This is a genomic window from Cellulomonas composti (assembly GCF_007990245.1).
Classification (GTDB): domain Bacteria; phylum Actinomycetota; class Actinomycetes; order Actinomycetales; family Cellulomonadaceae; genus Cellulomonas; species Cellulomonas composti.
Genome location: NZ_BJWG01000011.1, coordinates 96,578 through 110,011, shown reverse-complemented (window position 1 = coordinate 110,011; position 13,434 = coordinate 96,578). Strand labels below are relative to the sequence as shown.

Annotated in this window: 9 protein-coding genes; 2 read left to right on the top strand and 7 right to left on the bottom strand. The window is 74.4% G+C overall.

The features are described from left to right. Positions 1-102: 102 nt before the first annotated feature. The 7 genes from CCO02nite_RS12295 to CCO02nite_RS12265 form a co-directional block, all read right to left on the bottom strand. Complete coding sequence (locus CCO02nite_RS12295) at positions 103-2,277, bottom strand: permuted SH3 domain-containing protein (protein ID WP_186812691.1); 2,175 nt, start codon at positions 2,275-2,277, stop codon at positions 103-105. 1 nt (position 2,278) lies between these two features. After that, the gene (locus tag CCO02nite_RS12290; RefSeq protein WP_146843435.1) at positions 2,279-3,298 is read right to left on the bottom strand and encodes a hypothetical protein; all 1,020 of its coding nucleotides are present in this window, start codon (positions 3,296-3,298) and stop codon (positions 2,279-2,281) included. A 23-nt stretch (positions 3,299-3,321) separates the two neighbouring features. Then, the gene (locus CCO02nite_RS12285; RefSeq protein ID WP_146843434.1) at positions 3,322-4,554 is read right to left on the bottom strand and encodes an ABC transporter permease; all 1,233 of its coding nucleotides are present in this window, start codon (positions 4,552-4,554) and stop codon (positions 3,322-3,324) included. Then, positions 4,551-5,291: an ABC transporter ATP-binding protein gene (locus CCO02nite_RS12280; RefSeq protein WP_146843433.1), complete on the bottom strand. Its 741-nt coding sequence runs from the start codon at positions 5,289-5,291 to the stop codon at positions 4,551-4,553. Before CCO02nite_RS12280 ends, CCO02nite_RS12285 begins: the two co-directional genes overlap by 4 nt. Then, positions 5,284-6,498: an efflux RND transporter periplasmic adaptor subunit gene (locus CCO02nite_RS12275; protein WP_246117531.1), complete on the bottom strand. Its 1,215-nt coding sequence runs from the start codon at positions 6,496-6,498 to the stop codon at positions 5,284-5,286. The genes CCO02nite_RS12280 and CCO02nite_RS12275 overlap by 8 nt, the downstream gene beginning before the upstream one ends. A gap of 179 nt (positions 6,499-6,677) precedes the next feature. Then, positions 6,678-8,252 carry a DUF7059 domain-containing protein gene (locus CCO02nite_RS12270; RefSeq protein ID WP_146843431.1) on the bottom strand — a complete coding sequence of 525 codons (1,575 nt, stop codon included), beginning with the start codon at positions 8,250-8,252 and terminating at the stop codon, positions 6,678-6,680. A gap of 641 nt (positions 8,253-8,893) precedes the next feature. Then, on the bottom strand, positions 8,894-11,203 hold the full coding sequence (locus CCO02nite_RS12265; RefSeq protein WP_146843430.1) for a sodium-translocating pyrophosphatase: 2,310 nt from the start codon (positions 11,201-11,203) through the stop codon (positions 8,894-8,896). 301 nt (positions 11,204-11,504) lie between these two features. On the opposite strand from CCO02nite_RS12265, the gene CCO02nite_RS12260 reads away from it, so the two are divergent. After that, the gene (locus CCO02nite_RS12260; protein ID WP_146843429.1) at positions 11,505-12,059 is read left to right on the top strand and encodes a sigma-70 family RNA polymerase sigma factor; all 555 of its coding nucleotides are present in this window, start codon (positions 11,505-11,507) and stop codon (positions 12,057-12,059) included. Beyond that, positions 12,056-13,339 (top strand): hypothetical protein, encoded by a 1,284-nt coding sequence (locus tag CCO02nite_RS12255; protein ID WP_146843428.1) that lies wholly within the window; start codon positions 12,056-12,058, stop codon positions 13,337-13,339. Before CCO02nite_RS12260 ends, CCO02nite_RS12255 begins: the two co-directional genes overlap by 4 nt. Positions 13,340-13,434 lie beyond the last annotated feature (95 nt).

Genomic DNA, 13,434 nt, shown 5'->3' with positions numbered 1-13,434 from the left:
CGCCACCTCGCTCGTCGTGCGCCGCCGGACGGCGACGCGCGCGAGCCTACCGACCCCGGCGTCGCCCGGCCTCGCGCACGGCGACGCCGGGGTCGGTACGCGTCAGCCGTTCGGGGGCTGGAAGCCCGCGGGCGGTCCCCCGCCGAACCCACCGCCGAAGTTCCCGCCCGGGCCGGTCTGCTGCTGGTCGTCGGTGTCGCCCAGGCCGGACAGGCCCGACGAGGACGAGTCGTCGGAGACGAGCTGCTGCTCCAGGTCGGCCAGCACCACCTCGTCGCCCGCGGACAGGCCGTCGGTGATCTCGGTCAGCTCCGCACCGACCGCGCCCGTCGTGACCTCGACCTGCGCCGGGGCACCGTCGCGCAGCACCTGCACGGTCGTCGTGCCCGACTCCACGTGCACCGCGGAGGTCGGGACCGTGAGCACCTCGTCGCCGTCGGCGACCGCGATCGTGAGCTGCGCGGACGACCCGTCGTAGAGCGTCTCGTCCGTCGGGTCGACCACGAGGTCGATCGTGTACGACGGCGTCGTGCTCGACGTCTCCGTGTTGAGCACACCGACCGACGAGATCGTCGCCGTCAGCGGAGCGTCCGTCGTGCGGACCGTGACGTCCGCGCTCTGACCGACCGCGAGCAGGCCCACCTGCGCGAGCGTCGCCGACGACGTGACGACGTACCCGTCACCGCCGATGATCGTCACGACCGTCGAGTCCGACGCCGCGCCGACGTCCTCGCCCGCGACGATCGAGACCGCCGCGACCGTGCCGCCGATCGGCGCGGTCAGCGTCACGAACGTGAGCTGCGCGTTCGCCAGGTCGAGCCGCGCCTGCGCGAGGTCGATCGCCGCGCGGTCCGCCAGGACGTCCGCGGCCGAGGCCACCGCCGACTCCTGCTCGCCGCCGGTGCCGCCGGTGCCGCCCGTTCCGCCGCTCCCGCCGTCGCCCGTGCCTGGGCTGCCCGTGCCGGGATCGCCCGTGCCGGGATCTTCCGTGCCCGGGTCTCCGGGCTGCGTGGGCTCGGGGTCCGGCGTCGGCGTCGAGCCGTCCGCCCACGCGTCCCGCCACGCCTGCTCGAGCGCGTCCACGGCGTCGTCGAGGGCCGCGGCCAGCGTCATGAGCTGCTGCTGCGCTTCGTCGACCCCGCTCTGGCCGCCGAGCACGCCGGAGATCGCGTCCTGGCACGCCGCGAGCGCCGCCGGGAGGGACGACTCGTCGGCCGCGGTCACGGTCATCGAGGTGCTCGAGACCGTCGACCCGTCGGGGCCGACCAGCTCGATCGCGTCGTCGCCCGACGCGCCCGAGGGCACGAGGACCGCGACGTGGAACGCGTCGCCGTCGGTCGCGGTGACCGTCCCGACGACCGCGCCCGACGAGGCCAGCCGCAACGTGTAGGCCTCGCCGTCGCCGAGCGCGGCGACACCGGCCGCGTCGACGCGCAGCGCCGCACCTGCCGCGACCGAGCCCGGCGTCAGCGTGAGGACGTCACCGACGGACGGCGTGCCGGAGCCCAGGTCCGCGTCGAGGAACTCCTGGCAGACGAGCTGCGCGGCGCTGACGTCGGCACCCGAGTCGGTGAGGAGCTGCGACGTCGCGTCGTACTGATCGAGCAGGTCCTGCTGCGCCTGGTCCACCGCCGACTCGGCGTCGAGGACCGCCTGCGGCACGTCGTCGTCGGCCGGCGGATCCGTCGGTCCGTCGGTCGGTGCGGCGGTCGGCTCCGTGGTCGGTGCGGCGGTCGGCTGCGGGCCGGGGGCCGCGGTCGGCGCGGCGGCCGGCTCCGCGGTCGTCGTCGTGCCCGTCGCGTAGGCCGCCGTCTGCACGACGAACGCCGCCGTGCCGGTGCCGGCGGCCGAGGCCGTCGTCGCGCTCGTCGTGCTGGTGCTCGAGGTGCTGCTCGAGGTCTGCGAGTCCAGGTCGTCCTCGAGCTGCTGCTCGGCGTCCGCGAGGTCCGAGGCCGCCGAGCCGACCTCGGACTGCAGGTCGGTGTCGTCCAGCGTCGCGAGCGTGTCGCCCGCGGCGACCGTGTCGCCCACCCCGACCCCGACGCTCGCGACCGTGCCGCTCACCTGGAACGCCACGTCGCGCCGTGAGGCGGATGCGACCGTGCCGACGGCGGACACGCTCTGCGCGACCGACCCCGGCCCGGCGACCGCGGTGCGGTACTGCTCGCCGCCGTCGGAGGCCAGCGCGAGCGCGACCCCGCCGCCGACGAGCGTCAGCACGACGACCCCGGACGCGATCCCGACGACCCGGCGCGTGCGCCCGCGTCGCTTGCGCACGTCAGGCATCTCCGCCGCCCTGCTGCTCGCCCTGCCCGCCCTGACGGCCCTGACCGCCCTGGCCGCCCGGGAACCCGCCGCGGCCGCCGAAGCCGGTCGAGCAGCCCTCGGCGCTCTTCTCGGAGAGCGTGATCGTCGCGGCGGTCACCTTGCCGCTGTCGTCGGCCTCGCCCCGCACGGCCGCGCACTGGCCGACGACGAGCGCGGTGGCGTCCGCCGCGACGGTCGTGGTCACGGTGGTGTCCGCGTCGGTCGTGATCGTCGCAGTGCCGGTCGTGCCGTCCTGGTCCGTCGTCTGGACGGTGATCGTGGCGCCGTCGACCGCCGTCACGAGGCCCGAGGTCGGCTGGAAGCCGCCACCGGGGAAGTCGCCACCGGGGAAGCCGTCCGGCAGGTCGGTCGGCAGGTCGGTCGGCTGGTCGCCGGGCTGGCCGTCGCCGCCGGGTGCGGGCATGTCGGTCGGAAGATCCGTGGGCATGTCGCCGGGCGCGCCGTCCGGGCCGCCGCCGGGGAAGCTGCCCCCACCGCCGAAGCCGCCGAGGCCGGTGCACTCGCCGTCGACCGGATCGCTCACGACGACCGTCGCGACCGCGGCGTCGTCCGCAGCCGCGTCGTCGGAGGCCGCGTCGTCGGACGGCATGCCCGAGAACCCGTTCGTCGCGATGACGCAGGAGCCGACGGTCACGGCCTCGAGCCCGACGGACTTCTGCAGCGTCACCGTGGTCTCGGCCGACCACGTGACCGAGGTCTGGCCGTCGTCGTCGCGCAGCTGCAGGAGCTGGTCGCCGACCTGCACGATCTCGCCGCTCAGCCCGCCGCCGCCCTGACCCTGGCCCCCTTGACCGTTCTGGCCGCCGTTCTGGGCGGCGCCCTGGTCGCCCTGGGCGTCCTGGGTCGCGGCCGCGGTGGGCTGCGTCGCGGTGTCGTCCGACGACGAGCACGCGGCGAGCGTCAGCGCGGTGACCCCCGCGGTCAGGGTGACGAGCAACGCGCGCGTGGCGCGGGTGTGTCGCGTGTTCACAGCTCTCTCCTTCTCCTGCGCGGTCACTGCGCGCGCAGGGCGTCGATGGGGGCGAGGCGTGCGGCCCGGGTGGCCGGGTACACGCCGAAGACGAGTCCGATGCCGACGGCGATCACGACCGAGCCGGCCACGGCCGCACCGGAGACGACGATCGTGCTGTCGAGCAGCGCGGGCAGCCAGGTCGCGGCGCCGATGCCGAGCGCGGCACCGAGCAGCCCGCCGCCCAGGCCGAGGACGGACGCCTCGACGAGGAACTGGCGGCGGATCGCCCACGGCGGGGCGCCGAGCGCCTTGCGCAGGCCGATCTCGCGCGTCCGCTCTGTGACCGAGACGAGCATGATGTTCATGACCCCGATGCCGCCGACCAGCAGCGACAGCGCGGCGATGCCCGTGAGCAGCACGGTCAGCGTCCGGTAGACCGCGGTCGCCGTCGAGACCAGCGAGTCCTGCGACGCGACCGTGAAGTCCGCCGAGTCGGCGGACGTGATGCCGTGCAGGTTGAGCAGCAGCGTCGTGACCTCCTGCGAGGCCGCCGAGAGCTGGTCGGCCGACGCGGCCTGCACGTAGATCGTGCTCAGCGAGTTGCGCTGGAAGCCGCCGACGAGCTGCTCCGACATGGTCGACAACGGCACGACCGCCAGGTCGTCGAGGTTCGCGTCACCGCTCGCCCCCTGTTCCGCGAGGACGCCCTGCACCGTGAAGTCGGTGCCGGACAGGGTCACGGTCTGGCCGACGACGTTCGTCCGGCCGAACAGCTCGGTCGCCGTCTCGGAGCCCAGCACGACGACGGCGGCACGATCGGTGTCGTCGTCGTCGGTCAGGAACGTCCCGTACGCCAGCTCACGCGAGCGGACCTCGAGCCAGTCCGACGTGGTGCCGGTGACCGTGGTGGTCCAGTTCGTGTCGTTCGCCTCGAGCGACAGGCTCGTCTCCTTCTCGGGGGCGACGCCCGCGACGTCCGGTGCGGACACGTCCGAGTCGAGCGCCTCCGCATCGGTGCGCGTCAGCGAGGCCGCGGAGCCGAAGCCGCCGCGGATCCCCTCGCTCGACGTGCTCGACCCCGGCGTGACGATGAGCAGGTTGGAGCCCAGCGCGCTGATCTGCGCGCTCACGTCCTGCTGCGTGCCCAGCCCGAGCCCGACCGTGAGGATGACGGCCGCGATGCCGATGAGGATCCCGAGCACCGTCAGTGCCGAGCGCAGCGCGTGGCTGCGGATCGCCGCCCAGCCGGTGCGCAGCGTCTCCGCCCACGTCATGCGACAGCCCCCCGCGTCTCCTCCTGCGTGAGCCCGTCGAGCACGTGCACCACGCGCTGGGCGCGCGCCGCGACGTCGTGCTCGTGCGTGATGAGCACGATCGTGCGGCCCTGCGCGTGCAGCTCGTCGAGCAGCGCGAGCACGTCGTGCGTCGACGTCGAGTCGAGGTTGCCCGTCGGCTCGTCGGCCAGCAGCAGGTCCGGGTCTCCGACGAGCGCGCGCGCGACCGCGGCCCGCTGCTGCTGACCGCCGGACAGCTCGCCCGGACGGTTGCGCAGCCGGTCGCCGAGGCCGACCCGCTCGAGGGCAGCCGTGGCCCGCTCCCGGCGCTCGGCCGTCGGCACGCCGCGGTACTGCAGCGGCAGCTCGACGTTGCGCAGCGCCGAGAGCGACGCGAGCAGGTGGAACTGCTGGAAGACGAAGCCGATCCGGCGGTTGCGGATCTCCGCGAGCTCGACCTCGTCGAGCTGCTCGACGTCCTCGCCGGCCAGCCGGTACTCCCCGGCCGTCACCGTGTCGAGGCAGCCGAGGATGTTCATCAGCGTCGACTTGCCGGAGCCGGACGGCCCGACGATCGCGACGTACTCGCCGCGCGCGATCGTCAGGTCCACGCCCCGGAGCGCCTCGAACTCGACGGTGCCGGAGCGGTACGTCTTGCGGGCGCCCGTCAGCTCGATGACGGGGCGCTCGGACGGGTCGGGCGCCTCGAGCACGCTCGTCGGGAAGAGGTCAGCCATTGCCCTGGCCCCCGCCCGGGAAGTTCCCGCCGCCGGGGAAGCCGCCCTCGGGCGGCTGGAAACCGTCCGGCAGCTGGAAGTCACCGCTCTGCTGGCCGTTCTGGCCGGTCTGACCGTTCTGGCCCTGCTGCCGCGTGACGACCTCGACCTGCACGGAGTCGCCCTCGGACAGTCCCGAGGTGATCTCGACCAACGTTCCCGAGGTCTCGCCGGTCTCGACCGCCACGATCGACGTGGTGCCGTCGTCGGCCACCTGGGTCACCTGCGACGTGCCGTCGTCGGCCTGCGTGACAGCGATCGACGGGACCGTGAGCACGTCCGTGCGGCGCTCGTAGATGATCGTGGTGTCGACGCTCACGCCGTCGTGCAGCGTCTCGTCGGGCAGCGTGACGTCGACCGTCACGGGGTAGGACGCGACGCCCGACGAGCTCGTCGAGACGAGCCCGATCTCGCCGACCGTGCCGTAGAGCGTGTCCGTCAGGTCGTCCGACGTCATCTCGACCTGGTCGCCGACCTCGATCAGCGCCACGTCGGTCTCGTCGACGCTCGTCGTGACCTGCCACGCGTCCGTGCCGACGATGACGAACTGGGCGGACGACGTGTCCGACGTGCTGCTGCCCGTCGCTCCCGTGCCGCCCGTCGCGCCGCCGGCGCCGCCCGAGCCGCTGCTCGAGCCCGTGCCCGTGACCGCGTCGCCGACCTCGAGGTCGACCGTCGTCACCAGGCCGGCCGCGGGTGCGACCAGCGTCGCGTCCGACATCGCCTCGTCCGCCTCGTCGTACGCGGCCTGCGCGACGTCGACCTGAGCGTCCGCCGCGTCGATCTGCGCCTGCGCGAGGTCGGTGCCGTCGTCGGCGTCCTCGGCGTCGTCGAGCCGCGCCTGCGCCTCCTTGAGGGTCGCGTTCGCCGCGAGCAGGTCCGCGTTGAGCTGGAGGGTGTCCACCGTCGCGAGCGTCTGGCCCGCGGTCACCGTGTCACCCACCGCGACGTCGACCGTCAGCACCGTCCCCGAGACCTCGAACGAGACGTCCTCGTTCACCGTAGGGGTGAGCGTGCCCGTGCCGGTGACCGTCTTCTCCATCGTCGTCAGGCTCGCCTGGACGGTCTGCGTGGTGTCCTGCGTCGCGGCCTGCGCCGAAGCGGGCTCGCGCCACCAGATCCACCATGCCCCGCCCACGAGGAGGGCCACCGCCACCAGCGCGGCCACTCCCCGCCAGATCCATCTGCGCCGTGCGTGCACGTGCTTTCTCCCACTCCGGTCGACCTGCCTCGGCACCGTCACGCGGTGCGTCCGGGTGCGACCGTAGGGAGGCCGACTGTGGCGAAGATGTGACGGACCTGGGAACGACCTGGGGACTCGTGCTCGCGGGTGGGCGAAAGGGCTGGTCAGGCCGGCAGCAGGAGCCCGTCGGCGAGCAGTCCGCGCACCGTCGGCAGCACGTCCGCGGCGACCTCGGCCGCCGGGACCTCGAGCAGCGCCGCGAGCGCCGCGACGATCTGACCCACGCCGAGCTCGCCGTCGCACGCGCCGACGAGGCCCGCCGTCGCCGTGCCGAGCTGGACCGTCCGGCCCAGGCCGCCGCCCTGGCGCAGCAGCACGATGCGCGGGTCCGGGTCGCCGGGCGTCAGGTAGCGCTCCTCGGTGACGTCCGCCGCGACGACGAGCCGCTCGGCGGCCAGCGCCGCGTCGTCGCGCTCCGCGAGCCAGTCGTGCGCGGCCAGGCCCGCGGCGATCGTCGGACCGAGCGGCTGCCGCACCGTCCCCGTGACCTCCTCGAGCCTGCGCAGCCGCGTACCCTCCGTCGCCCTTCCCGACGAGACGGCGGCGGCCGGCCGGCGCAACGTCACGATCCCGAAGCCGACGGCCTCGACGTCGCGCGACGCGAAGTCGTCCAGCCACGCCCCATACCGCAGCGCCCACTGCTCGGGGTCACGGTCCGGGGTCGTGCCGCCGTCGCGGATCCACGTCTCGGCGTACTGCGCCGGATCCTGCAGCTCGCGCTGCACCACCCAGCCGTCGAGCCCGGCCTCGTCGAGCCAGCGCCCGACGACGTCCTCCCACCGCTCGCCCCGCGGCACCTCCCAGTTGCCGAGCAGCTGCGCGACACCGCCCGGCGCGAGCACCACCCCGACACCCGTGACCAGGTCGCGGACCAGCGCGTCGCCCGCGCGGCCGCCGTCGCGGTACTCGTACGCCGGCACGTCCGGGCGCCGCGGCGTGATGACGAACGGCGGGTTGCTCACCACGAGGTCGAAGCGCTCGTCGGCCACCGGCTCGAGCATCGAGCCGGCACGCAGGTCCAGCACGCCGTCGCCCACCCCCGCGAGCGCGGCGTTGAACCGCGCGAACGCGAGCGCCCTGGCCGAGATGTCGGTCGCGACGACCTGCCGGACGTGCCGCGCGGCGTGCAGCGCCTGGATCCCGCAACCCGTGCCGAGGTCGAGTGCCCGCGCGCGCTCGTCGCGCACCGTGACCTGCGCGAGCGTGGTCGACGCGCCGCCGACCCCCAGCACGTGGTCGGTCCGCAGCGCCCGGCCCGTCACGGCCTCGCCGAGGTCCGACGCGATCCACCACCGCACGTCGCCGTGCCCGTCCGTGGCGGCGTAGGGCCGCAGGTCGACGAGCGCGCGCACCTCGTCGTCGTCCCCGTGCCCGGCCGCGACGACGAGCCCCAGCGCCGCCATGCCGTCGAGCCCGACCCCCGGCAGCGCCGCGGCCAGCGCATCGCGCCGCACGGTGCGGCCCAGGACGAGCAGGCGGGTGAGCACCGCGGCCGGGTCCGCGCCCGGACGCTCGGCGCCGGCCGTCGCGCGCAGCGCCGGTAATAGCTGCTCGCGGTGCAGCGCCTCTGTCGCCACCGGCCCGAGCACGTCCTCGACCCGCTCGACGGTGTACTCGGCCGCCTCGAGGTCGGCGCGCAGCGCACTCGTCAGTCGCACATCCGTCACAGGTGCATCCACGCGCCCATCCTCCCCGACACCCACCGATGGGTGGACTCCCCGCCACCCCACGACGCCAACGCCACCCACCACCCCGCCGCAGCACCCCGACCCCCCTCACCAGGCACAACCACCCCCGGCAGTGTCCGGACCTCCCGGCCACACGGCCCGCCTCGGCCGGCGCCCACACCGAGCAGCCGCGCACACCGATGGGTGGACTCCCCGCCGCCCCGCGACGGCAACGCCACCCACAACCCGCCGCGCCACCCCGAGCCCCTCGCCGGACACAGCCACCCGCAGCAGTGTCCGGACTCCCGGCCGCACGGCCCGCCTCCGCCGCCGCCCACACCGATGGGTGGACTCCCCGCCACCCCACGACGGCAACGCCACCCACCAACCCGCCGCGGCCCACCCCCGCCGGCGCGCACACCGATGGGTGGACTTCCCGCCGCCTCGCGACGAGAACGCCACCCACCAACCCGCCGCGGCGCCCCGACCCCCTCGCCGGGCACCTCCGGCCGGCGATCCCGCCCGGCCTGCCCGCTACCGCGCGCCGCGGCAGCCGCCGGCCTGGCCCCACCGTGTGGTCGGCGGGGACGGCGTCGGCCGCGACCCCCGAGGGGGGCGCGGCCGACGGGTGCGGGCGACGGACGTCGTGGGCGTCAGTGGGCCGCGGCGGCCTCCTGCTCCTCGATCGCGTGCTCGAGCGCGCCTTCGCGGTCGACCTTCGCGGCGCGCAGGCGGCTCGCGATGACGGCGCCGAAGGCGATGAGGGCCGCGACGGTGGCGATGGAGATGCGGGCGACGGTGTTGGCGTCGTCGCCGACGGAGATCACGACGATCGCCGGGGCGATGAGCACGGCCACCAGGTTCATCACCTTGATGAGCGGGTTGATCGCCGGGCCGGCGGTGTCCTTGAACGGGTCGCCGACGGTGTCGCCGATGACCGCCGCCGCGTGGGCCGGCGAGTTCTTGCCGCCGTGGTGCCCGTCCTCGACGATCTTCTTCGCGTTGTCCCACGCACCGCCCGAGTTCGCGAGGAACACGGCCATGAGCACGCCGGTGCCGATCGCGCCGGCCAGGAAGCCCGCGAGGGGGCCGATGCCCAGGCCGAAGCCCACGGCGATCGGCGCGAACGCGGCCAGCAGGCCCGGCGTGGCGAGCTCGCGCAGCGAGTCGCGCGTGCAGATGTCGACGACCTTGCCGTACTCGGGACGGACCTCGTACGTCATGATCCCGGGGTTCTCCCGGAACTGGCGGCGCACCTCGAAGACGATCGCGCCGGCGGCGCGGGTCACGGCGTCGATCGCGAGCCCGGAGAACAGGAACACCGTCGCGCCGCCGAGGATCACCCCGACGAGCGTCACCGGGCTGATGATGTTCGACGACATCATCGCCTCGGTCAGCGGATCGATCGAGACGTCGCCGATCTGGGCGAGCTTGCTCTGCACGGCGTCGAAGTACGAGCCGAACAGCGCGGTCGCCGCCAGCACGGCGGTGGCGATCGCGATGCCCTTGGTGACGGCCTTCGTCGTGTTGCCGACGGCGTCCAGGTCCGTGAGGATCTGCGCACCCTCGGGCGTGACGTCGCCGGACATCTCGGCGATGCCCTGCGCGTTGTCGCTGACCGGGCCGAACGTGTCCATCGCGACGATCACGCCGACGGTGGTCAGCAGGCCGCAGCCGGCCAGCGCGACGAGGAACAGCGAGAGCGCCACGTTGCCACCGGCGATGAGGAACACGCCGCAGATCGCGGCGGCGATGATGCCCGCGGTGTAGACGGCGGACTCGAGCCCCACGCCGATGCCGGACAGGACCACGGTCGCGGCGCCGGTGCGGGTGGTCGCCGCGACGTGCAGCGTGGGCTTGCTCGTCGTGCCCGTGAAGTAGCCGGTGACCCACAGGATGATGCCGGCCAGCACCACGCCGATCGCGACCGCCAGCGTGGCGACGACGCGCGGATCGGAGTCCAGGCCGGACAGGTCCGCGGTACCGCCGGTGAACTCGGAGTACGACGAGGGCAGGTAGACGAACGCCGCGACGGCCGAGAGCAGCACGCCGACGACGGCCGAGATGTAGAAGCCGCGGTTGATCGCGGTGAGCCCGCTCTCCTCGCCGCGCACGCGCGTGATGAGGACGCCGAGCCCGGCGACGAGCGCGCCCATCGCGGTGACGATGAGCGGGAACACGAGCCCCTGCTCGCCGAACGCCGCCTTGCCGAGGATGAGCGCCGCGACCAGCGTCACGGCGTACGACTCGAACAGGTCGGCCGCCATGCCGGCGCAGTCGCCGACGTTGTCGCCGACGTTGTCCGCGATCGTCGCGGCGTTGCGCGGGTCGTCCTCCGGGATGCCCTGCTCGACCTTCCCGACGAGGTCGGCGCCGACGTCCGCCGCCTTGGTGAAGATGCCGCCACCCACGCGCATGAACATCGCGAGCAGCGCGGCGCCGAAGCCGAAGCCCTCGAGCACGGCCGGCGCGTCGGCACCGAAGATGAGCAGGACGCTCGCGGCACCGAGCAGGCCCAGGCCCACCACGGACATCCCGACGACACCGCCGGTGCGGAACGCGATGCGCGCGCCCTCGGCCCGGCCTCCCGGATGGGACGCGGCCGCCGCGACGCGCAGGTTCGCGCGCGTCGCCAGCCACATGCCGACGAACCCGATGGTCGCGGAGAAGCCCGCACCCACCAGGAAGAACACCGAACGGCCGACCTTGACGCCGGAGTCCCCCGGCAGCAGGAACAGCAGCGCACAGACCACCACGGCGAACAGGGCGAGCGTGCGGAACTGACGGTTCAGGTACGCCGATGCGCCTTCCTGGACCGCCTTGGCGATCTCCTGCATCGACGCCGTGCCTTCGCCCGCCGCGAGCACCTGGCGCCGCAGCAGCAGCGCCGCGACCAGCGCGGCGACCGCGAGACCTGCGATGACCCAGACGATCGTGATGCTCGTGGACCCGAGCTCGACCATGCATCCTCCTCGACCCGGCGCCTCCCCCGAAGCGCCCCAGTCGCGCGGCCTCGTTGCCGCGCGACCGGGGCAGTCTAGCCAGCCGCCACGACCACGAGGTGACGCGCGGGTAACACCGCGACCTCACCCGATCGTGCGTCCGGGCGGAACTCTCTGGGTCCGGGGGTCTGGGGGTGCGACGACGACGTGCTGACGACGCTGGTCGCCAGCGACGCTTCCTGGGCGGCTGCAACGTTCCGGCGCTCGCCGTGCGTCAAGGTGGTGACGGGCCGGACGGGCCCGCGACGACCAAGGAGGCGGTGTGCCGCGAGCCGACGACGTGCTCACGGAGCTGGTCCGCACCCGCGGGCCGGCGCTGGTGGCGTACGCACACCTGCTCAGCGGGGACCACGCCGCGGCCCAGGACCTGGTGCAGGACGCGCTCGTGAAGGTGTTCCGGCGGATCCGGCGCGGCTTCGAACCCGACGCCGCCGAGGCGTACGTGCGCCGCGCGATCCTCACGGTGTTCCTCGACGACCACCGCCGGCGCGCCCGCTTCGCGGCACTGCGGCACGCGGTCGCCGTACCCGACGAGGCACCGGCCATCCCGTCCGTGGAGACGCGGCTGGACCTGCGCGCGGCACTCGGGGTGCTCGGCCCGCAGCATCGCGCGGCGGTGGTGCTCCGCTACTACGACGACCTCACCGTGCCCGAGGTCGCCGCACGCATGAACGTGTCGACGGGCACCGCCAAGCGCTACGTGCACGACGCGTTGCGCCGGCTGGAGGTGGTGCTCGGACCGCTCGGTCTGCCCGACGACGACGCACCCGAGGTGCTGGTGATCGCCCGCACCCACGCGGCCCAGGAGGACGCATGAACGACGACCTGCGCTCGCGCCTGCATGCGCTGGGCGACGAGGACGACCTGAACCGCCCGCTCGAGGACCTCGACGTGGTGCTGCGCCGTACCCACCGGCACCGCGCGGGCCGCATGCTCGCGGTGAGCGTCACCGCAGTTCTCGTCGTCGCCGCGACCGCCACCGCGGTCCCCCGGCTGTCCGCCGAGCCTGGCCCGGCGAGCGGCACCACCCCGACCATCGACCCCGGCGCCCCGGCGGCCTGCGGGCAGACCTCCGACGAGATTCGCGCCGGGGACGGCATCGCGCCGTCCGGGGACACCCCCGCGTCGGGGACGGACCTCTGGGTCGTGGGGGCGACCGCCAGCGACGCTGCCGCGTCCGCGCAGGGGAACACATGGGTGGTCACGGTGCGGCTGGCCGTCGGGGAGGCACTGGCGGCCTCGGTGCCGACGGTGCCGGAGGGGTGGACGATCGGCTCGCAGGTCGTGCTGCTGCAGGGCGACCGGGTGGTCGCCGTGCTCGACGACCACGAGGACATGCCGCTCGAGACGGCGCAGCGCGTCGCCGTCGACGCCGTCCCGCAGCCGTTCCCGATGACGGCGACGTACGAGGGCGAGTTCGTCTGGTGCGCGACCGCCGAGAAGGGTGCGGTGCCGGTCGGCAGCTACGAGCTGGTGACCTCGACGACCTTCGGCTGGACCGTCGCGGGCTCGAACGGCTGGGTCGCGCGGGCGACCAGCGCCGGGATCAGCGTCTCGGCCGTCGACGTACCGACCGCCGCGCCCTCGGCGCCCTCCCTCGCGTGCGGCGGCGACGACGACGAGCTGGCCGCGCTGGCGGACCCGCAGCAGAACCCGAGCCCGGTGCGGCTCTCGGTCGAGGACCCGACGACGACCCGCGACGCCGACGACACGCTCGACCTGCCGGTCACCCTGACGAACGACTCTCCCGACGGCCTGGTGGTCGACGTGCGGACGCCCACGGTCGTCGTCACGCGGGACGGCACGATCGTCGGCGGCCTCGACCACACCGACGACGGGACCACGGCGATCGGCCTCGAGCCCGGCGGCGAGCAGACGATCCAGGCGCCGAGCGAGCTGGGCCGCTGCGACACGGGCGACGCCCCGCGCACCGGTCTCGACGAGGGCGAGTACGAGTACTGGATCGTCGTGCCGCTGACACCGCAGGCCGACGCGGACACCGCGGCCCCCGGCACCACGACCTGGACCGCGGCCGCCGGGCCGTACCCGCTCACGATCACCGCGCCCCACCCGCACCCCCACTCCGAGGCCCCCTGATCCGATCGCGCGAAGGACTGGCCACGGATCGTGGCCGATTCCTCGCACGATCGCGCCGCCGGGCCGGTACAACGGTTCCGACGCGGTGTGCGTCT